Origin of the sequence: Klebsiella michiganensis (assembly GCF_002925905.1) — a bacterium.
GTDB lineage: Bacteria > Pseudomonadota > Gammaproteobacteria > Enterobacterales > Enterobacteriaceae > Klebsiella > Klebsiella michiganensis.
On sequence record NZ_PRDB01000011.1, the window covers coordinates 80,842 to 102,239 of the forward strand.

Below are 21,398 nucleotides of genomic sequence, written 5' to 3' on the forward strand. Positions count from 1 at the left end.
GCTCTATTTCAATGTGGGCCTACTATAGTGGAATACTTTCCGGACTTACCGTGATCTGTATCGCAAAGTTAGCGCTAACACGATAAAATGTTAAAATACTTGTTACCGCTAACTTTATTAACCATACTCCTGGTGAGCTTTACGCATGAGCATTAGTAGTGCCCTGGTCGCTCGCCATCATTTACAATAGACCGGTGCGATTGGGTAAACAGGAGGAAATCAGTGCAGACGTTACAAACGGATGACGGCGCAAAAGAAAAACGCAGAAAGAACACCGGCAAAATCACGCTGGCAGAAGTCGCAAAGCTGGTGGGCGTCAGTACTATGACCGTATCCCGCGCATTACGTATGCCTGAAAAGGTCAACCCAGAACTACGCACGCGCATCGAAGCCGCGGTCAGCGAACTCGGCTATGTGCCCAATTTGCAGGCCCGAAGCCTGGCTTCAGCAGACTCAACGCTGGTTATGGGCGTTGTCCCCTCTTTTTCATCGCCCGGTTTTATCGCCGCCTCGGAAACGCTACAAACCGTCCTCGCGCCGCAGGGCTATACCATGATGTTTATCGAATCTGGTCAGGGCGGGCAAAGTGAAGAGAAGGCTTTTCGGCAGATGCTGGCCTATAATCCGGCGGCAATCGTTCAGTTCAACATCGATAACGTTGACAGCTGTTCGCAGATGCTGATGAATGCCGGTATACCGATGGTAGAAATCGGCGCGATTAACCACGAAACGGCCGGTATTAGCATTGGGGTAGACTACTCCGCCGCGCTAAAAAAACTGGTCTCATCGCTGGCACAGGCGGGCTATAAAAACCTTGGTTTACTCTGCACGGCGTCAAACAACATCATGTTCAGGCAGGTATTAAGCGGCTGGAATAGTGCAATGCTCTCAATCAACCACTCTCCGCACCGGGTAGTGACGCCGCATTTACCTTCAGGGATCACCACCGGTTTCAATCTGCTGAATGATATTCGCATCACCTGGCCAGAGCTGGATGCGCTGATCTGTACCTCGGACGAGCTGGCCTGCGGCTGTATTATGGCCTGTCATAACGCGGGAATTAAGGTTCCGGATACCCTGGCGTTGGCCAGCCTAAGCGGCGGTACGCTTGCCGCGGTCTGCTCGCCGGCGTTAACTGCGGTAGAGTTTCCATGGAGCGAGGCGGGAACCGTTGCTGGTAAAACGCTGCTGGATTTACTGGCTGGAAATACGCTGGAGAGCGCCATTGAGCTCCCCTCCAGCCTGAAGGTCCGCGCCAGCAGCAGAAAGCCGCTGCGCTAAAACGTTAAAACGCTTTCAGTAGCTTGCCTATAAACTCCGGCACCACTTCGCTTGCCAGGCCATAGTGTTTTTCGGCAAATTCGCTGCCCACCTGACTTGGCTCGAGGTTGAGTTCTACCGTATGGGCGCCCTGCAGCCGCGCTTCGTGAACAAAGCCTGCCGCCGGATAAACGTGCCCGGAAGTGCCGATGGCGATAAAGATATCGCACTCGGCCAGCGCAAGGTAGATCTCATCCATATCCAGCGGCATCTCGCCGAACCACACCACGTGCGGGCGCAGCGGCGCGGGGAACTGGCAGCAGTGGCATTTGTCCTCCGTCGTCACATCGCCGGTCCACGCCAGCACCTGGCCGCTCCACGAGCAGCGCACCTTCAGCAGCTCGCCGTGCATATGAATCACCCGGCGATTGCCCGCGCGCTCGTGCAGATTATCGATATTCTGGGTGACCAGCAGAAAACGATCGCCCAGCGCCTCTTCCAGCCGCGCCAGCGCCTGATGTGCCGCGTTGGGCACGATGTCCGGTCCTTGCAGCTGGCGGCGGCGGTCATTGTAAAACGCCTGCACCAGCGCCGGATCGCGGGCGAAGCCTTCCGGCGTCGCCACGTCTTCCACCCTATGCTCTTCCCACAGGCCATCGGCGGCGCGGAAGGTTTTAATTCCCGACTCTGCCGAAATACCCGCGCCGGTTAGCACCACGACTCTTGGTTTTTCCATCGTTTCAGGGGTCTCCTTATCTTCGCCGAAGAAAATCCGCTGACGCAGACGGTCTCGTAACCGACGCTTATTGCGGCGAAATCGGCTTAATCGATGTAAGCGGCGCGACTGCATAGCTACCTCTGTCGTTATTGAGTCAGATGAAGGAAGGCCGCACCGCGCATGCCTCCGGCATCGCCATGGCGCGCGCGCTCAATGCGCGGCACGCTGGCAACGGGAAGCAGATGTCGCGGCAGGCGCTGCGCCAGCCCTTCGGTTATTGCTGTAAAGTTAGACAATCCACCGCCAAGCACCAGCAGATCCGGGTCGACAATCGTTAAAATATTGCCCAGGCATACCGCCAGTAAATCGAGATAGCGCTCGACGTGCTCGCGCGCCTTCGCGTCGCCCTGCTGCCATAGCGCGACGATCTCGGGCGAGGTTAAAGCGTGTTGGTAAAAATGTTCATACAGCCAGGCGAAGCCGCGTCCGGAAAGGTAATTTTCAATGCAGCCCAGCTGGCCGCAGCCGCAGCGCGTAAGCGGAAAATCGCGTCCCACCACCTCCAGCGCATCCACTGGCAGGCGGATATGGCCGAATTCGCCGGTAATATAGCGATGCCCGGTAATCGATTTTCCGTTGAGCACCAGCCCCCGCCAACCCCGGTGCCGAGGATCATCCCCATCACCAGCGGATATTGGGTGAACTCGTCATCCCACGCTTCGGAGAGGGCAAAACAGTTGGCGTCGTTATCAAGCCGCACATCGCGGCCCAGACGTTCGCTCAGATCGGCCCGCAGCCGCCTGCCGCTGGCGGCGGGCACGTTGGCGGCGTAGAGCGTGCCGTCTTCCGTCTCCGGCATGCCCGGAATACCGATGCCCACCGAGCCCTGGCAGCCGAAGCGCTGGTCGGCTTCTTCAACCAGCTCCTCTACCGCCTGCAAAAATGCTTCGTAGCTCTCTTTCGGCGTGGCGACGCGTTTTTCCCACTGCAGCCGCCGCGCTTTATCAAATACGCCCAGCGCTATCTTGCTGCCGCCAATGTCAAATCCATAGTACATTTCAGCAATTCCTCTTTACTGGTCAGCAAAGCCGACCATGACGATAAATTACTGGCCACTCAGCACCCTCGCCGGGTCAATGCGGCTGGCGCGGCGGGCGGGATACCAGCTGGCCAGCAAACTCAGCAACAGTGCCGTCACCAGCACGTAAACGACGTCCAGCCAGTGCAGTTCAGACGGCAGGAAGTCAATAAAATAGATGTCGCCGGAGAGGAATTTATGCCCGATCAGGTTCTCAATACCGTTAATGATTGCGGTCAGCTTAAAGGCGCAGATAACGCCAATCGCCACCCCAATCAGGCTCCCTACCGAACCGGCAAGTAAACCATACCATACGAAAATCGCGCGGATCAGCCCGTCTTTTGCGCCAAGCGTGCGCAGCACCGCAATATCGCCGCTTTTATCTTTCACCGCCATCACCAGGGTCGAGACGATGTTAAAGCAGGCCACGCCAATCACCAGCACCATCGCCAGGTACATAATGGCGCGGATCATCTGAATGTCCCGGTACATATAGCCGTAGGTGCCTATCCAGCTCTTGATATAAACGTAGCTATTGGTCACCTGGCCCGCATCGCGTACCAGGGTGTTGGCATGAAACACGTCGGTCACTTTGATGGCGATCCCCGTCACGCTGCTGCCCATATCAAGGTACTGCTGCGCATCCTGCATGGGAATCATGGCAAAACTATGATCGAGCTGACCGCTGAGCTGCAAAATACCGGCGACGTGAAGCCTGACGCGCTTTGGCTGCAGCAGCTGATGCTCGGCATCGGAGTTAGGGATCATAATTGACACCCAGTCCCCCTGCTTAACGTGCAGGGCATCGGCGACGCCTTTACCAAGGATCACCTGCTGTTCGCCGGCTTTAAAGCTGGCCCACGCATTGTTCTGCACAAAGTTGGGCAGCGAACTGAGACGGCTCTCCTGCTGCGGGTCAACGCCTTTCACCTGGATGGCGCGCATATTACTGCCGCTCTCCACCAGCCCGGTGAAGTTAATATATGGCGCCGCGGCAACGATGCCTTTGACCTTCTCAACCTTCGCCAGCGCCTCGTTCCAGTTGTTCCACGGCTGGTTCACCGGTTCAATCTCACCGTGCGGGACCACCGCCAGAATGCGGTTGTTGAGCTCGCGTTCAAAGCCGTTCATCGCGCTCAGGCCAACGATCAACACCGCCACGCCCAGCGCGATACCGATCGTCGAAATAACCGAAATCAGCGACACCATCCCACCGCGCCGCCGTCCACGGCTGAAGCGCAGGGCAATCAATAACGATAACGGAGAAGCCATTACTCAGCCCCCATCAGGGAGAGTTCGGCTGTCAGGCGCCCGTCGCGCATCTCCAGCTGGCGGCTCATGCGTTTTGCCAGCTGCAGGTCGTGGGTCACCACCAGGAAGGCGGTACGCTGCGCCACGTTCAGCTCGCCAAGCAGCTGAAAAATGCTGTCGGCGTTGCGGGCGTCAAGGTTACCGGTGGGCTCGTCCGCCAGCACCAGGCGCGGTTTATTGACCAGCGCGCGGGCAATCGCAACGCGCTGACGCTCGCCGCCGGAGAGCTCCGACGGACGGTGGTCGCTGCGGTGCTCAAGCCCGACGGCGCGCAGCATCGCTTTCGCCTGCCGCTCGATATCCGCCGCCTTCTGCTTACCAATCAGCAGCGGCATCGCCACGTTTTCCAGCGCGGTGAAATCCGGTAAGAGGTGGTGAAACTGATAGATAAAGCCCAGTTCGCGGTTGCGCAGATCGGCGCGGGCGGCGGCGGAGAGCTGGCTCATCGGCTGGCCGGAAAAGATAACGTCGCCGGAGGTCGGCGTATCCAGCCCGCCAAGCAGATGCAGCAGCGTACTTTTGCCGGAACCGGAGGTACCGACAATCGCCATCATCTCGCCCTCCTCAATGCTGAAGCTGACATCATGCAACACGTCGGTTTGCACGGTGCCTTCCTGATAGCGTTTGCACAGGTTGTCGCATTGCAGCAGGATCTTATTCATAACGTAAAGCCTCAGCGGGTTGAGTGGCGGCAGCGCGCCATGAAGGATACAACGTAGAGAGTAATGCCAGCACCATTGCCACCAGGGCAATCACAATGACCTGCAGCGGCTCAATGGCCACCGGCAGCGCGGCGCCGTCGAGGAACGCGCCGATAATCGGCATCAAATTATTCAGCTGGCTGGCCAGCAGCGCGCCCAGCCCGGCGCCAAGCAGCGCGCCGACGATCCCGGCGCTGGCCCCCTGAACCATAAAGACCAGCATGATCTGCCGCGGCGTCAGGCCAAGGGTCTGGAGAATCGCCACTTCGCCCTGTTTTTCCATCACCATCATTCCCAGAGAGGTAATGATGTTAAAGGCGGCGACGGCGACGATCAGGCTCAGCAGCAGGCCCATCATATTTTTTTCCATCCGCACGGCCTGGAACAGTTCGCCTTTACGCTCGCGCCAGTCCTGCCATTTGGTCCCTTCCGGCAGCGTCTGCTGGCTGAGGGTATCCACCTGTAAAGGCTGATTCAGCCACAGCCGCCAGCCGGTAATATTTCCCTGCGGGTAGCGCATCAGGCGCGAGGCGTCGTCGATGTTGGTCAACATTTGATAACCATCGACTTCACTGCTGGCGGCAAAGGTACCGATTACGTTAAACAGGCGCTGGCTGGGAAGCCGCCCCATCGGGGTAAACTGGCTGGCGGAAGGCACCATCACGCGGATTTGATCGCCGCGATTGACGCCCAGCTGTCCTGCCAGCTGTTCACCCAGGATGACGTTATACTTGCCGGCCTGCAGATCGCTCTGCTTGACGTTAACCAGGTAGGGCGTCAGGGGATCTTTTTGCGCCGGGTCGATGCCGAGCATCACGCCGACCGCCACGCTGCGGGCGCTTTGCAGCACCACATCGCCGGTGGTCAGCGGCGCCACGCGGGTGACCCCCTGTAATCTGGCCGCGCTTTCCGGCAGCTGTTGCGGGTTTACAGACCCCTGCTTGGCGCTAAGAATGGCCTGCGGCATCAGCCCCAGGATGTTGTTTTGCAGCTCGCGTTCAAAGCCGTTCATCACCGAAAGAACTGTCACCAGCGCCATCACGCCAAGCGTAATGCCGATGGTCGAAAGCCAGGAGACGAAACGACCGAAGCGGTCGGCTGCGCGCCCACGCATATAGCGAAGGCCGATAAAGAGTGCGGCAGGTTGATACATGTAATCCATCTGATTGCTGATAGCCGATGCCCGAGTATATAAGCGATTATGGGCAGCGTAAATGACTGATACCTGTAGATTTTATTGACAAAAACAGCAAAATATCAATATAAACAACAAGATAGACAGGTAAGTCATTATTTAACTTTACGCTTATCGGAGTTCGTTACATTTTTGGCCACGACAGGATGTTTGCGATACGGGTTGGCGAATCCGGGTCGATCGCGGATAATCTCACTATTGAATATCAGCGAGTTGCCCTCCATATCGGCAGAGCGAATACCCAAGAGATCATGATACCGTCTATGCCTGAACAATACCGATACTCTCTGCCGGTTAAAGCCGGCGATCAGCGCCAGATTGGCGAACTGACCGGCGCGGCCTGCGCCACTCTGGTGGCGGAAATGGCCGAGCGCCACGGCGGACCGGTGGTACTGATTGCCCCCGATATGCAAAACGCCCTGCGTCTGAATGATGAAATCAGGCAGTTTACCGATAGCATGGTGGCGGGCCTGGCGGATTGGGAAACCCTCCCCTACGATAGCTTTTCCCCGCACCAGGACATTATCTCTTCCCGTCTCGCCACCCTGTACCAGCTCCCGACGATGGAACGCGGCGTACTGATTATCCCGGTCAGCACCCTGATGCAGCGCGTCTGTCCGCATAATTTCCTCCACGGCCACGCGCTGGTGATGAAAAAAGGCCAGCGCCTGTCGCGGGATGCGCTGCGCTCCCAGCTGGATAGCGCCGGCTATCGTCACGTCGACCAGGTGATGGAGCACGGCGAGTACGCCACGCGCGGCGCATTGCTTGACCTGTTTCCTATGGGCAGCGAGCAGCCCTACCGCCTCGATTTTTTTGATGATGAGATAGACAGCCTGCGTCTGTTCGACGTCGACAGCCAGCGTACGCTGGAGGAAGTCGCCAGCATTAACCTGCTTCCGGCGCACGAATTCCCGACGGATCAGGCCGCTATCGAGCTGTTCCGCAGCCAGTGGCGCGACCGCTTTGAGGTCAAACGCGACGCCGAGCATATTTATCAGCAGGTCAGTAAAGGCACGCTACCCGCGGGAATCGAATACTGGCAGCCGCTGTTCTTTAACGAGCCGCTGCCGCCGCTGTTCAGCTATTTCCCGGCGAAAACGCTGATCGTTAATACCGGCGATCTGGAGGCCAGCGCCGAACGCTTCCAGAACGAAACCCGCGCCCGCTTTGAAAACCGCGGCGTCGACCCGATGCGCCCGCTTTTGCCGCCGGAACAGCTGTGGCTGCGCAGCGATGAGCTGTTTAGCGAGCTCAAAAAATGGCCGCGCGTCCAGCTCAAAACCGAGCGTCTGGCGGAAAAAGCCGCCAACACCAATCTCGGTTATCAGAAATTACCCGAGCTGGCGATCCAGGCGCAGAACAAAGCGCCGCTGGATAACCTGCGCCGATTCCTCGAGTCCTTCAGCGGGCCGGTGATTTTTTCGGTCGAGAGCGAGGGGCGTCGAGAGGCGCTTGGCGAAATGCTGGCGCGTATTAAAATCGCGCCAAAGCATATCCTGCGTCTTGAAGAGGCGACGGGTAATGGCCGCTATCTGATGATCGGCGCCGCCGAGCACGGTTTCGTCGATAGCCAGCGTAATCTGGCGCTGATTTGCGAAAGCGACCTCCTGGGCGAGCGCGTCGCGCGCCGTCGTCAGGACTCTCGCCGCACCATCAATCCGGATACGTTGATTCGTAACCTGGCGGAGCTGCATATCGGCCAACCGGTGGTGCACCTTGAGCATGGAGTTGGGCGCTACGCCGGAATGACCACCCTTGAAGCGGGCGGCATCAACGGCGAATACCTGATGCTGACCTACGCCAACGATGCCAAACTGTACGTGCCGGTGTCGTCGCTGCATCTGATTAGCCGCTATGCGGGCGGCGCGGAAGAGAATGCGCCGCTGCATAAACTGGGCGGCGACGTCTGGGCGCGGGCGCGGCAGAAAGCGGCCGAGAAAGTGCGCGACGTGGCCGCCGAACTGCTGGATATCTACGCCCAGCGTGCGGCGAAAGCGGGCTACGCGTTTAAACATGATAAAGAGCAATATCAGCTGTTCTGCGACGGCTTCCCGTTCGAGACCACGCCCGATCAGGCGCAGGCTATTAACGCCGTACTAAGCGATATGTGTCAGCCGCTGGCGATGGACCGACTGGTGTGCGGCGATGTCGGCTTCGGCAAAACGGAAGTGGCGATGCGCGCCGCGTTTCTGGCGGTTGAAAACCATAAGCAGGTGGCGGTGCTGGTGCCGACTACCCTGCTCGCCCAGCAGCACTTCGATAACTTTCGCGATCGCTTCGCCAACTGGCCGGTGCGCATCGAGATGCTCTCGCGCTTTCGTAGCGCCAAAGAGCAGGCGCAGATCCTCGAGCAGGTCGCGGAAGGGAAAGTCGATATTCTTATCGGCACCCATAAACTGCTGCAGCCGGACGTTAAGCTGCGCGATCTCGGCCTGCTGATTGTTGATGAAGAGCACCGCTTCGGCGTGCGCCATAAAGAGCGCATCAAGGCGATGCGCGCCGACGTCGATATCCTGACCCTGACCGCCACGCCTATTCCGCGTACGCTGAATATGGCGATGAGCGGTATGCGCGATCTGTCGATCATCGCCACCCCGCCCGCCCGCCGTCTGGCGGTCAAAACCTTCGTCCGCGAATATGACGCGCTGGTGGTCCGCGAGGCGATCCTGCGTGAGGTACTGCGCGGCGGCCAGGTTTACTACCTCTATAATGACGTGGAAAACATCCAGAAAGCCGCCGAGAGGCTGGCGGAGCTGGTGCCGGAAGCGCGCATTACCATCGGTCACGGCCAGATGCGCGAGCGCGAACTCGAACGGGTGATGAACGATTTCCATCACCAGCGCTTTAACGTGCTGGTGTGCACCACCATTATCGAAACCGGGATCGACATTCCAACGGCGAACACCATTATTATCGAGCGCGCCGATCACTTCGGTCTCGCACAGCTGCACCAGCTGCGCGGTCGCGTCGGTCGTTCGCACCATCAGGCCTATGCCTGGCTGCTGACGCCGCATCCGAAGGCGATGACCACCGATGCGCAAAAACGCCTTGAGGCTATTGCATCGCTGGAAGATCTCGGCGCTGGTTTCGCGCTGGCAACGCATGACCTCGAAATTCGCGGCGCGGGTGAACTGCTGGGCGAGGATCAGAGCGGTTCCATGGAAACCATCGGCTTCTCCCTCTATATGGAGCTGCTGGAAAATGCCGTTGACGCGCTGAAAGCAGGCCGCGAACCCTCGCTGGAGGATCTTACCAGTCAGCAGACCGAAGTTGAGCTACGGATGCCGTCGCTGCTGCCGGACGACTTTATCCCGGATGTGAATACGCGCCTGTCGTTCTACAAACGCATTGCCAGTGCGAAGAACGAGAATGAGCTGGAGGAGATCAAAGTCGAGCTTATCGATCGCTTTGGCCTGCTGCCCGATCCGGCAAGAAACCTGCTCGATATCGCCCGACTGCGCCAGCAGGCGCAGAAGCTGGGGATCCGCAAGCTGGAGAGCAACGAAAAGGGCGGCACCATTGAGTTTAACGAGAAGAATAACGTGAACCCGATGTGGCTAATTGGCCTGTTGCAAAAGCAGCCTCAGCACTATCGCCTGGATGGCCCAACGCGCCTCAGGTTTACGCAGGACCTTGCCGAGCGTAAAACGCGGATGGAGTGGGTGCGCCAGTTTATGCGCCAGCTCGAAGAGAACGCCGCCGCCTGATAGCAGGCGGGATACGGCCTGTGCGTCGTATCCCGCCCTTCCCCACTTGTTCGGCAAAATTTACAAACATTTTGCAATCCCTCTGAACTTCCAGACACTCTCTTCGCCATAATCTCAGGGACTTTTCGTATAAAAATAACCACTTACTTATTATGGAATTAGGGTGATGAAAAGCTTTACGCGAATTTCTCTCTGGCTGGGGATGATAGCTATCGCCGCCGCGCTGGCGCTGCCCGCTCGCGCCAATACCTGGCCCCTGCCGCCTCCGGGTAGCCGTCTGGTCGGGCAAAACCAGTTTCATGTCGTCGAGAACAACGGCGGCTCGCTCGAAGCGATCGCCAAAAAGTACAACGTCGGTTTTCTGGCCCTGCTCCAGGCTAACCCCGGGGTGGATCCGTATGTTCCACGAGCCGGTAGCGTGCTGACAATTCCGCTGCAAACCCTGCTGCCCGACGCGCCGCGCGAAGGATTAGTCCTTAACCTGGCCGAACTTCGCCTTTATTACTATCCGCCAGGAAGAAGTGAAGTGACCGTTTATCCTATCGGCATTGGTCAGCTCGGCGGCGACACCATCACGCCGACGATGGTCACCACCGTCTCCGACAAACGCGCCAACCCGACCTGGACGCCGACGGCCAATATTCGCGCCCGCTATAAAGCAATGGGCATTGACCTGCCCGCCGTCATGCCCGCTGGCCCGGATAATCCCATGGGGCACCACGCTATTCGCCTGGCGGCGTACGGCGGCGTGTATCTGCTGCACGGCACCAACGCCGACTTCGGCATCGGCATGCGCGTCAGCTCCGGCTGTATTCGCCTGCGCGATGACGACATCAAAGCGTTGTACAACGAAATCACCCCTGGCACCAGGGTGACGATTATCAATACGCCAATCAAGGTGTCCGTGGAGCCGAACGGCACCCGTCTGGTGGAGGTCCATCAGCCGCTGTCAAAACATATTGATGACGACCCGCAGACGCTGCCCATTACCCTTACCGACAGCATGCAGGCGTTTAAGCAGGCACAGTTGACCGACACCGAGGTAATGGAACGCGCGATGATGCTGCGTTCGGGCATGCCGATTGACGTCACCCGCCACCATCGCGTAACGGAGCAGTCGCTCTAGTTCGCTAAACTGCCGACGAAAAAAAACCGCCTTCAGTTCACTGAGGCGGTTTTTTTATGGCAATAATCAAACAGGGTCCTGCTTTTCTGCGGGTTGCGGCGCCATATAAGGGGTGGGCACCGCCTCTCGTCAGAGAACAACGTACTTCTTACTTTATGCGGACTGCTGAAGGGGGTCAGATCCGCGCGTAGTCAGTGGCATAACAGGGGTAGCGCAACAAATTATTTGTAGATAACCGCAGTCCCGTGAAGGGTGTTAGGACCGGTTACGGACGTAATACGGTAAGAGGTTGCGCCCATCTCTTCCGCTTTTTGCGCCAGCTGATCTTCCAGCGAACCCAGGTTGGTCCCGGCTGAGGCGGAAACGGTACCGATTTTATGCTGGCCCGCCGGCGTTGACTGAACTTCTACAGCGGCGAAGCTGGCGAAAGAGAGTGAGCTAAGAACAGCGGCGATAGCGAGTGTTTTAACATTTTTCATGATTGTTATACCTGTGCAGATGAATGTTTTTGTAGGGGCGAACGCATTTAATTAACGATCGATAGGGAAATGATAATGTGATCCACATCACACGTCAAACTATTTTTATAACGACCGTTTAACTATTTATAAACAGCTTAAAATTCATACATATATGAATTATTTATTTTTAGAGCAACATCGCTGGTAGCACGTAAGGTTTATTTTTATAATGCCCTTTCAACAAACCAACACAGGTACAGCGGCACCATGACAACTGACGTTCAAAGTTGCACGAAAAAAAGCCGTGGCCGACCTAAAGTGTTCGACAGGGAAGCGGCGCTGGATAAGGCCATGACACTCTTCTGGCAGCACGGCTATGAAGCGACCTCTCTCGCCGATTTAGTGGAGGCGACGGGCGCAAAAGCGCCTACGCTTTACGCGGAATTTGTGAATAAAGAGGGGTTGTTTCGCGCGGTGCTGGATCGCTACATCGCGCGTTTTGCCGCCAGGCACGAAGCGCTCCTCTTTGACGAAGAGAAAAGCGTCGATCGGGCATTACGCGACTACTTCACCGCCGTCGCGACTTGCTTTACCAGCAAAGAAACGCCGGCAGGCTGCTTTATGATTAATACCTCCGCAGCGCTGGCGGCGGCGTCCACCGATATCGCCAATACCGTTAAGTCCCGGCACGCAATGCAGGAACAGACGCTAACGCAGTTTCTCCAGCAGCGGCAGCTGCGCGGCGAGCTGCCGCCAGACGGTGACGTACGTCAGTTGGCGCAGTTCCTCAACTGCATATTACAAGGCATGTCGATCAGCGCCCGCGAAGGCGCCGACTTCACTAAAATCATGCAAATCGCCGAGACCACGCTGCGTCTGTGGCCCCAGGTTCTTCAGCGCTAAGACCTCGCTTACCGGTGGGCTCCCCACCGGTTCCCCTCCCCTTTATCCCTACATAACGCAATGTTTTCAGTCATTTATTTTGTTCATTTCGCGAGAATGATATTGATAACAATAATCAATACGGGCAAAATTCAGTCTTAAACGTTTCTGTATATTTCACCATGTAACAACCGGTACGCCCGTACCGAATAACGAAAACAACGATATCGTAAGCCCTAAATAATTCGAGTTGCAGGACATGGCGCTTGTGCCTTGATCTGCGCTAGCGCTGGCCCCGTAGGGGCGAGGCCCATGGATGGGCCGAGTAATCCGCAGTCAACACACCTGCAACTTGAAGAATGACGGGCATAAACTCATAAAAGGAATGAGCATGAACAAGCGTCTCTGGGTGCTTAACCCACTGCTGCTGGCAACCGCCCTGCCCGCCTGGGCCGCTGATGACAGCATGATCGTCAGCGCAAACCGAACGCACCGCACCGTCGCTGAAATGGCCCAGACCACCTGGGTTATCGAAGGCCAGGAAATTGAACAGCAAGTTCAGGGCGGAAAAGAATTTAAAGACGTGCTGGCGCAGCTGATCCCCGGCATCGACGTCAGCAGCCAGGGACGCACCAACTACGGCATGAATATGCGCGGCCGCGCGATTGTCGTGCTGATTGACGGCGTTCGCCTTAACTCCTCCCGTACCGACAGCCGCCAGCTGGATTCTATCGATCCGTTTAACATTGAGCATATCGAGGTGATCTCCGGCGCCACATCGCTGTACGGCGGCGGTAGTACCGGCGGCCTTATTAATATCGTCACCAAAAAGGGCCAGCAGGAGCGCCAGGTCGACCTGGAGCTGGGGAGCAAAACCGGTTTTGCCAACAGCAACGATCATGATGAACGCGTGGCGGCAGCGGTCAGCGGCGGTACCGACCACGCTTCCGGCCGTTTATCGGTCGCCTATCAGCGTTTTGGCGGCTGGTATGATGGCAATAATGATGCGCTGATCCTTGATAATACCCAGACCGGGCTTCAACATTCCGACCGCCTGGATGTGATGGGAACGGGAACCATTGAGATTGACGAGAACCGTCAGCTGCAGCTGGTAACCCAGTACTATAAAAGCCAGGGCGACGATTACGGTCTGTACCTCGGGAAAAATATGTCGGCGGTGACCGGCGACGGCAAAGCCTTTACCACCGATGGCCTGAACTCCGACCGCGTCCCCGGCACCGAACGTCACCTGATAAGCCTGCAGTATTCCGATGCCGATTTCCTCGGCCAGAATCTGGTCAGCCAGGTCTATTATCGTGGTGAATCCCTGACTTTTTACCCTTTCCCTACGCTCAGCAAAGGCCAGGTCAGCAGCTTCTCCTCTTCAAAACAGGATACCGATCAGTACGGCGCGAAGATCACCCTGAATAGCCAGCCGCTGGATGGCTGGGATCTGACCTGGGGAGTGGACGCCGACCACGAAACCTTCAACGCCAATCAGATGTTCTTCGATTTGGGCCAGTCTATATCTTCCGGCGGTCTGAATAACCAGGCTATCTACACCACCGGCCGTTATCCCGGCTACAGCATTACCAACCTGGCGCCGTTCCTGCAGTCCAGCTATGACCTGAACGACATCTTCACTATCAGCGGCGGCGTACGTTATCAGTGGACGGAAAACCGGGTCGATGATTTTGTCGGCTATGCCCAGCAGCAGGATGTCGCCAGCGGCAAGGTCAGCTCAGCGGATGCCATTCCGGGCGGAAAAACCGATTACGACAACTTCCTGTTTAACGCCGGGATTGTTGCCCATCTCACCGATCGTCAGCAGACCTGGTTTAACTTCTCTCAGGGCGTTGAGCTGCCGGATCCGGGCAAATACTACGGCATCGGTAAGTACGGCGCGGCGGTCAACGGCCATCTTCCGCTTCTCTCAAGCGTGAACGTTGGCGATTCGCCGCTGCAGGGAATTAAAGTTAACTCGTACGAACTGGGCTGGCGCTACACCGGCGATAATCTGCGCACTCAGCTGGCGGCTTACTACTCGACCTCCGATAAAACGATCGTCGTTAACCGTACCGATATGACCATCGATGTGCAGTCCGATAAACGTCGTATTTATGGCGTAGAGGGCGCGGTGGACTACTACTTCCCGAACAGCGACTGGAGCGCCGGAGCTAACTTTAACGTACTGAAATCGCAGGTGAAAAGCGACGGTAGCTGGCAGAAGTGGGACGTCACTCTCGCCTCGCCGTCAAAAGCCACCGCGTGGGTTGGCTGGGCGCCGGAGCCGTGGTCGCTGCGGGTGCAGAGCCAGCAGGTGTTTGATATCAGCGATGCCAGCGGCAATAAGCTCGACGGCTACAATACGGTAGACTTTATCGGCAGCTACGCGCTCCCTCTCGGCAAGCTGACCTTCAGCATTGAGAACCTGCTCAATGAAGATTATGTCACCCTCTGGGGCCAGCGCGCGCCGCTGCTGTATAGCCCGACCTACGGCAGCAGCTCTCTCTACGAGTATAAAGGTCGCGGACGCACCTTCGGCCTGAACTACGCTTTGAGCTTCTGATAAAAAAAGCCCCTCAGCCAGAGAGCCTGAGGGGCGAATAAAGATACACATCTTTTTTACGCTTTGTTAGTCAGAATCAGTTGGCCATTGCTGTCCAGCGGGATTTGCGTACCAGGGTCGCGATCCATACGGATTTTGCCCTGCTGGTCGCCGATTTTGTAAGTGACATCGTAGCCGAGCATTTTTTCTGATTTATCGTACACCGTTTTGCAGCGCTGCTGCGTCGTGGTGTAGGTATCCCCTTCCTGCATTGAACCCTGAATCTGGTTACCGGCATAGCCGCCGCCCAGCGCGCCCACGACGGTGGCAACGTCGCGGCCGCGTCCGCCGCCGAACTGATGGCCAATAACCCCACCGGCCACCGCGCCCAGCACGGATCCGGCGATGCGGTTTTCATCCTGCACCGGTCGACGATGGGTCACGGTGACGTTCCGGCACTCCTGGCGCGGGGTTTTGACGCTCTCTTTTATCGGCGTACTGGACACTACCTGTGCATACTGCGGGCCGCGATCTAACACGTTAAGACCGGCAACGGCTGCGACGCCCAGCGCGGCAGCCACGCCAATTCCTATACCCGCCAACATTGATTTATTCACGGGACTTCCTCCTTCGTTGCTATTGCCCGTAATTTTGCAATCCAGGCATCAGGCTTGCAAATAAGAAAGCGGATGAAAAGTGCGTGAACGTGTGGCAAATCAACGGGATTCGGAGGAATCTGAGAGGGTTTTCCGGCAAGGAAAGGAGGATATTCTGGTTATGAGTCTCTTAATACGAAAAGCAAACGGGCGGACAAAACCTTCTGGCTTTGCCGCCCAGAGACATTAATGCAGCTTCAGGCGCGGACGAATAATGCGGTTGATACGTCCTACCAGCATCATCAGGCCGGTTTTAAAGTAGCCGTGCAGCGCAATCTGGTGCATGCGATACAGAGAGATATAGACGAAGCGCGCAATGCGACCTTCGATCATCATTGAACCGCGCATCAGGTTGCCCATCAGGCTGCCCACGGTGGAATAGTTAGAGAGCGACACCAGCGAACCGTGATCTTTATAGGTATAAGCTTTCAGCGGCTTACCTTTCATCTGCGCCAGAATATTGTGCAGGGCGCAGGTCGCCATCTGGTGCGCAGCCTGAGCGCGCGGCGGGACAAAACCGCCTTCCGGGCGGGCGCAGGACGCGCAGTCGCCGATGGCGTAAATATCCGCATCGCGCGTCGTTTGCAGCGTCGGTTCGACCACCAGCTGGTTAATACGGTTAGTCTCCAGACCGCCAATCTCTTTCATAAAGTCCGGCGCCTTAATCCCGGCCGCCCAGACCATCAGGTCAGCGTTGATAAATTCACCTTCTTTCGTGTGCAGACCGTTTGCATCGGCGCTGGTGACCATGGTTTTGGTCAATACGCGGACGCCAAGCTTGGTCAGCTCGCTGTGCGCGGCGCCGGAAATGCGCGGCGGCAGCGCGGGCAGAATACGCTCGCCAGCTTCAACCAGCGTCACGTTCAGAGCTTCGTTAGTCAGACCTTTGTAGCCGTAGCTGTGCAGCTGTTTCACCGCATTGTGCAGCTCGGCCGACAGCTCAACGCCGGTCGCGCCGCCGCCGACGATGGCGATATTCACCTTGCCGTTCGCCCCGAGGTTCGCCGAATACTTGAGGAACAGATCCAGCATTTCCTGATGGAAACGACGCGCCTGATGCGGATTATCGAGGAAGATGCAGTTCTCTTTCACGCCAGGCGTGTTGAAGTCGTTCGACGTACTTCCCAGCGCCATGACCAGCGTGTCGTACGGCAGCTTACGCTCGGGCACCAGCAGCTCGCCCTTCTCGTTATGCAGCTCGGCGAGGGTGATCGTTTTGGTTTCACGGTTAATATCCACCACCGATCCCAGCTGGAACTGGAAGTCGTGGTTACGGGCGTGAGCAAGGTAGCTCAGCGCGTCTACACCTTCATCAAGTGAACCGGTCGCCACTTCATGCAGCAGCGGTTTCCACAGGTGGCTGTGGTTACGATCAACCAGCGTGATTTTGGCCTTTTTATTACGGCCCAGCTTTTTACCCAACTGGGTAGCCAGCTCCAGCCCACCGGCACCACCACCCACAATCACTATTTTTTTCAATGGCGTAGTCACGCGACCCCCTAAAATTATTAACCAATTGTTAACTAAAAGTTATACATATAACCTTTAATTAACAACAGGTTACGGCAGTGAAACCATTCAGCGAGATCGAGAATAACATGAACGGTGCATTGGTCATACCAAAATTGATATGCATCAAGTTTTACCGCATATTTTTTGAGCGCAGAATCGCAAAAATGAATAAAAAAAGCCCGCGATGTTTTCACATTGCGGGCCGGCGCGCGTTTAGCCGAGGGTTTTGAAGGCTTTTATGCGCTGGAGATGCGGGGAGATATTCTTGAACTTGTGGGTCTGTTCTTCATCCCAGATTATCTCATAGTAATGGTGCAGCAGGTCCGCCGAACGCTGGCTATTCAGCGCTTCGTCCTGACGAGATAGCACCACCAGGCAGCGATCGCGGTTTTTTTCGCGGAAATTATTCACGCATTTGGTGGCAATATCCGCATACTCTTCCGGCCGATCAATTTTCCCTTCCATGTTTTCATTGGGAAACAGGTTCGGGTTAAAAATGGCCTGGCGGATATCGCAAAGAAAGCCAATTCGCTCCGCCCAGAAGCCGCCGAGACCCACGCCGCAAATCAGCGGCCGATCGTCGGCGCTCAGCTGCAGCATCTTATCGACCTCTTTTAATAAGTGCTGCATATCATGTTTGGGATGCCGCGTGCTGTAGCTAATCAACCGAACATCGGGGTCAATAAACTGAAGCTGAAGCACCTTCTCATGGTTACCGGGGCTGTTTGAGTCAAAACCATGTAAATAGATAATCATCGCATCCTCACCAGACAACAACGCCTTTCAGGTTTATTACGCGGATTTCGCCTCTTGCCAGCGCGCGTGAAGCTGCTCAAGCTGCGCGCTGATCGTCTTCCAGCGGGCGGAATCCCTTAACGCCTGACGGCTAAAGGAACCTTTATGATACAATTTCGTAACACGTTCTGCTTTGATCGGCGACAGGTTATCCAGCACGCTGACCGCACCCTTACGATTATTGCAGACAAGGATCATATCGCAACCCGCATCCAGCGATGCCTGGCCGCGCTCGGCGTAGCTGCCCATAATCGCCGCCCCTTCCATCGACAGATCGTCAGAGAAAATCACCCCTTCAAATCCCAGCTCACCGCGCAGAACCGTTTTTAGCCAGTGCGCAGATCCGCTGGCCGGACGCGGGTCAACGTCGCTGTAGATGACGTGAGCGGGCATGATCGCATCAAGCCGCTGCTCGCCAATCAGCGTACGGAAGATGGCCATATCTCTGGCGCGAATTTCCGCTTCCGCGCGCGGATCGCGCGGCGTCTCTTTATGGGAATCGGCCGTCACCGCGCCGTGTCCGGGAAAGTGCTTACCGGTGGTTTTCATTCCCGCGGCGTGCATGCCGTCAATAAAATGACGAGCTATCGCCAGGGCTTTGTCGGGATCGTCGTGATAGGATCGCTCGCCAATAGCGGCGCTGATATGCCCAACGTCCAGAACCGGCGCAAAGCTGATATCAATATCCATGGCGATCATTTCGCTGGCCATCAGCCAGCCGGCCTCTGCGGCCAGCTTACCGCCCTCCTCCATGCCGAGCAGCGCGGCGAAAGATTGCGCCGCGGGAAGGCGGGTAAAGCCCTCGCGGAAACGCTGTACGCGCCCGCCTTCCTGATCTACCGCCACCACCAGATGGTTGCGCGAGGCCTCGCGGATCTGGCGGACCAGCTCACGCAGCTGCGCCGGATCGTGATAGTTGCGGGTAAACAGGATCAGCCCGCCAACCAAAGGATGCGCCAGAATCTCACGCTCTTCCGCATCCAGTTCAAAACCTTCGACATCCAACATTACCGGGCCCACATCCACCTCTCTTATCCTTTTACTTTTTGTCTAACTGGCGCCATACCTCATCCGCCAGCGCAATAAACTGTCGGTCACCGGTTTGCTGCCAGCGTCGCTCGTACCAGCCCGCCATCAGCAGCTGCACCCACGGACGCCAGCGCTGAATTTGCCGCCAGAGCTGAAGCTCATCGATGCTCGCCCGTCTCGCGTATTCTGCGGCTAGCCGACGATGCGCGGCGGGCTCGATCCACACCGCCGCCAGCTCCAGCGCAACATCGCCATCGCCCGCATATTCCCAGTCAATCAGCCGCAGCCCCGCCTCGCCGTGAACGATGTTGCCCGCATGGACATCCATATGTAACGGGGCGAGACGCAGCGGCCGGGGCTCGCCGCGACGCAGCAGCCGTTTGTGCCAACGTAGCCACTGCGGTGTGCGCCGCGCGGGGCTGCACTGTTGCCAGTAGCGCTCAAGCAGCGGCCGCAGCGCGATACGCCAGCCAAAGCGCGGCTGTCGGTGCAGATGATACAGTAACCCTGCGAGCGCCGGACACTCCGGTAATGCGTTAACCACATCGCCTGAGCAATATTCCACCACCATCCAGGCGGGAGAATAAAACACCGGCGCGGGCGCTAACGAATCGGGAAGGCGTGACAGAACGTGATATTGACGGCGAAAGTCGCAGGCCGGCGCATGCGGATCGTGCGGCTGGCGCAGCACCCGCTTTTGCCGACCATCGCTGAGAATGCAGCTGCCGCCGCTCAGCCCGTTTTGGGGCGGCGCGGCGACAGGCGTATAGCGCGGGAAAAAGCGCGACAGCACTTCGTCGCGCGTGAGCTTATTGTTGCTGAACAGCACCTTTGCCTGACCAGATAATTTCGCCGGTCTGTACCAGCATTAGCTGCATTTTCAGCTCAGGGGAATTGACGTTGCCGGTCGCGTTGGAATAGAGCACGTACTGTGCGCCAACGGTACGCGCAATACCCATCGCTTTACTGCGGCTGCCAAGGCTATCCTGCGGCGACAGGCCAAGCTGCTGTTTAGCTACGCCCAGCTGCTGCTGCGAGACCAGGGTGAATTTTCCATTGCCTTCCAGCGCGTTGCGCAGCGCCGTGGTGGCCTCTCCCGCATTCAACGTGCCGTTGGTGCGGTTATTGACGCTGTCGACCAGCAAAATGCTGCCCGCATTTACGCCGCTGGCCTGCAGCATCTGCCCAATCATCGGCTGCACCGCGGAATTCCAGTCAAAATGACGCACGCGCGGCGCCGGCTGCGCTGGCTGCTCGCCGTGTTCAATCGGACCCGGCTGCGTAGGTATCACGGGAATAGTCGGCACAGTCGGCTGCGGCTGAACGGGCTGCTGCGGCTTCGGCTGCGCTTCCTCAACGGGAGCGGGTTCCTGACGTTGACCCACGCATCCGGCAAGGAATATCGCCAGTGCGGTAACTAATGCATAGCGACATAGTTTAATCATTACGATTACCTCTTACAGATAAAGATAAAGTCGGGCCTTGTGCGCCCCCAGAATATTGGCGCTGCCATAAAGCGTAACGGAAGAGTGCGCAGGCACCGTTATGCTGCGCGCGGACTCCAGCGGATGCATTTCCAGCCCTCTGGCGTCATACCAGAAAAAGCGATAATGCACGGTCACCGGTACCTGGCGTTCATTGAACAATCGGGTGGTCGCCGTCGCCTGAATCTCGGATGCGGTCACCGTCGGTACTTCAGCGCTGATGCCCGCTGCCAGTACGTTTGATTCCATCACCAGACTTTGCTGATCGCTGACCGGAATTTCCGGATGCGAACTGCACCCGGCCAGTAACGTCACGGCCAGAAGTGCGCCGAAGTGGGCTGCGCGCATGAATGTTAACCTTTATGAGCCAGCATCGGGCCTAACGGACGGCCGCCCAGCAGGTGCATATGGACATGGTAGACCTCCTGGCCCCCGTGGCGATTGCAGTTGACGATCAGGCGATAGCCATCGTCGGCAAGCCCCTCATCGCGGGCGATTTTCGCCGCGACGGTCATCATGCGTCCCAGGGCAAGCTCGTGCTCTGCGGTCACATCGTTGACGGTGGGAATCAGGATATTGGGAACGATCAGAATATGGGTTGGCGCCTGCGGAGAGATGTCGCGAAAAGCGGTCACGAGCTCATCCTGATAAACCACATCCGACGGGATCTCCCGGCGAATGATTTTGCTGAAAATCGTTTCTTCTGCCATGACTGATTCCTTAATAATTTTTATACCGTGCTCTGGCCTGCCTCTGCAGGTAAACGCGGATGCACAGGATTCCCCTAAGAGTATGAGCGAGTTACTCCCCCTCTTTCAACCTGAATGCGTTTTTTCTTACGCGACCAGGCGCTTAGCTGCTGACGGATTAAGCGTTTCTTCGCTGTATGCCCCCCCGGTACCGGTCAACAAGACCCGGGTACAGCCGTTTTC

Annotated in this window: 18 protein-coding genes and 2 pseudogenes; 5 read left to right on the forward strand and 15 right to left on the reverse strand. The window is 57.1% G+C overall.

Annotated features, from left to right (window positions below; translation table 11 throughout):
* Positions 1-222 precede the first annotated feature (222 nt).
* Entirely contained in the window at positions 223-1,281 is a 1,059-nt protein-coding gene (locus CDA56_RS21295; protein WP_025106922.1) for a LacI family DNA-binding transcriptional regulator, read from the forward strand.
* A 4-nt stretch (positions 1,282-1,285) separates the two neighbouring features.
* Here CDA56_RS21295 and cobB read toward each other — a convergent pair whose 3' ends face one another.
* From cobB to CDA56_RS31705, 6 genes and pseudogenes are all read right to left on the reverse strand, one after another.
* Entirely contained in the window at positions 1,286-2,110 is an 825-nt protein-coding gene (gene cobB, locus CDA56_RS21300; RefSeq protein ID WP_047724090.1) for a Sir2 family NAD+-dependent deacetylase, read from the reverse strand.
* Between the two features lie 14 nt (positions 2,111-2,124).
* A pseudogene (gene nagK, locus CDA56_RS21305) lies at positions 2,125-3,035 on the reverse strand (N-acetylglucosamine kinase).
* Positions 3,036-3,083: 48 nt separating this feature from the next.
* Positions 3,084-4,328: a lipoprotein-releasing ABC transporter permease subunit LolE gene (gene lolE, locus CDA56_RS21310; RefSeq protein ID WP_014228856.1), complete on the reverse strand. Its 1,245-nt coding sequence runs from the start codon at positions 4,326-4,328 to the stop codon at positions 3,084-3,086.
* Positions 4,328-5,029, reverse strand: coding sequence for a lipoprotein-releasing ABC transporter ATP-binding protein LolD (gene lolD / locus CDA56_RS21315; RefSeq protein WP_014228855.1), 702 nt, complete (start codon positions 5,027-5,029; stop codon positions 4,328-4,330). The genes lolE and lolD overlap by 1 nt, the downstream gene beginning before the upstream one ends.
* The gene (lolC, locus tag CDA56_RS21320) at positions 5,022-6,221 is read right to left on the reverse strand and encodes a lipoprotein-releasing ABC transporter permease subunit LolC (RefSeq protein WP_004849945.1); all 1,200 of its coding nucleotides are present in this window, start codon (positions 6,219-6,221) and stop codon (positions 5,022-5,024) included. Before lolC ends, lolD begins: the two co-directional genes overlap by 8 nt.
* 200 nt (positions 6,222-6,421) lie before the next feature.
* Positions 6,422-6,487, reverse strand: a pseudogene (locus CDA56_RS31705) (hypothetical protein); the annotation flags it as partial.
* Positions 6,488-6,526: 39 nt separating this feature from the next.
* Here CDA56_RS31705 and mfd point away from each other — a divergent pair.
* Both mfd and ldtC read left to right on the forward strand, forming a co-directional pair.
* A complete protein-coding gene (gene mfd, locus CDA56_RS21325; protein ID WP_103814023.1) occupies positions 6,527-9,973 on the forward strand; it encodes a transcription-repair coupling factor in 3,447 nt (1,148 codons plus the stop codon).
* A 166-nt stretch (positions 9,974-10,139) separates the two neighbouring features.
* Entirely contained in the window at positions 10,140-11,099 is a 960-nt protein-coding gene (gene ldtC / locus CDA56_RS21330) for a L,D-transpeptidase LdtC (protein WP_014838097.1), read from the forward strand.
* A 221-nt stretch (positions 11,100-11,320) separates the two neighbouring features.
* On the opposite strand, the gene bhsA is transcribed toward ldtC, so the two are convergent.
* The gene (gene bhsA, locus CDA56_RS21335; protein WP_004131427.1) at positions 11,321-11,578 is read right to left on the reverse strand and encodes a multiple stress resistance protein BhsA; all 258 of its coding nucleotides are present in this window, start codon (positions 11,576-11,578) and stop codon (positions 11,321-11,323) included.
* Positions 11,579-11,827: 249 nt separating this feature from the next.
* Here bhsA and CDA56_RS21340 point away from each other — a divergent pair, with 249 nt between their 5' ends.
* On the forward strand, positions 11,828-12,463 hold the full coding sequence (locus tag CDA56_RS21340; RefSeq protein ID WP_004849937.1) for a TetR/AcrR family transcriptional regulator: 636 nt from the start codon (positions 11,828-11,830) through the stop codon (positions 12,461-12,463).
* 370 nt (positions 12,464-12,833) lie between these two features.
* Complete coding sequence (locus tag CDA56_RS21345; RefSeq protein ID WP_103814021.1) at positions 12,834-15,011, forward strand: TonB-dependent siderophore receptor; 2,178 nt, start codon at positions 12,834-12,836, stop codon at positions 15,009-15,011.
* A gap of 56 nt (positions 15,012-15,067) precedes the next feature.
* Here CDA56_RS21345 and CDA56_RS21350 read toward each other — a convergent pair whose 3' ends face one another.
* The 8 genes from CDA56_RS21350 to hinT form a co-directional block, all read right to left on the reverse strand.
* A complete protein-coding gene (locus CDA56_RS21350; protein WP_004131424.1) occupies positions 15,068-15,607 on the reverse strand; it encodes a glycine zipper 2TM domain-containing protein in 540 nt (179 codons plus the stop codon).
* A 225-nt stretch (positions 15,608-15,832) separates the two neighbouring features.
* Positions 15,833-17,137 carry an NAD(P)/FAD-dependent oxidoreductase gene (locus tag CDA56_RS21355; protein WP_004849932.1) on the reverse strand — a complete coding sequence of 435 codons (1,305 nt, stop codon included), beginning with the start codon at positions 17,135-17,137 and terminating at the stop codon, positions 15,833-15,835.
* 234 nt (positions 17,138-17,371) lie between these two features.
* Positions 17,372-17,914, reverse strand: coding sequence for an alpha/beta hydrolase YcfP (gene ycfP, locus CDA56_RS21360; protein ID WP_004849931.1), 543 nt, complete (start codon positions 17,912-17,914; stop codon positions 17,372-17,374).
* A 36-nt stretch (positions 17,915-17,950) separates the two neighbouring features.
* Complete coding sequence (gene nagZ / locus CDA56_RS21365; RefSeq protein WP_029946910.1) at positions 17,951-18,961, reverse strand: beta-N-acetylhexosaminidase; 1,011 nt, start codon at positions 18,959-18,961, stop codon at positions 17,951-17,953.
* 31 nt (positions 18,962-18,992) lie between these two features.
* Positions 18,993-19,811 carry a thiamine kinase gene (gene thiK / locus CDA56_RS21370; protein ID WP_046876503.1) on the reverse strand — a complete coding sequence of 273 codons (819 nt, stop codon included), beginning with the start codon at positions 19,809-19,811 and terminating at the stop codon, positions 18,993-18,995.
* Positions 19,792-20,427 carry a penicillin-binding protein activator LpoB gene (gene lpoB / locus CDA56_RS21375; RefSeq protein WP_014228847.1) on the reverse strand — a complete coding sequence of 212 codons (636 nt, stop codon included), beginning with the start codon at positions 20,425-20,427 and terminating at the stop codon, positions 19,792-19,794. The genes thiK and lpoB overlap by 20 nt, the downstream gene beginning before the upstream one ends.
* 12 nt (positions 20,428-20,439) lie before the next feature.
* Complete coding sequence (locus CDA56_RS21380; RefSeq protein WP_014228846.1) at positions 20,440-20,814, reverse strand: YcfL family putative periplasmic lipoprotein; 375 nt, start codon at positions 20,812-20,814, stop codon at positions 20,440-20,442.
* A 5-nt stretch (positions 20,815-20,819) separates the two neighbouring features.
* Complete coding sequence (hinT, locus tag CDA56_RS21385) at positions 20,820-21,176, reverse strand: purine nucleoside phosphoramidase (RefSeq protein ID WP_004849924.1); 357 nt, start codon at positions 21,174-21,176, stop codon at positions 20,820-20,822.
* Positions 21,177-21,398 lie beyond the last annotated feature (222 nt).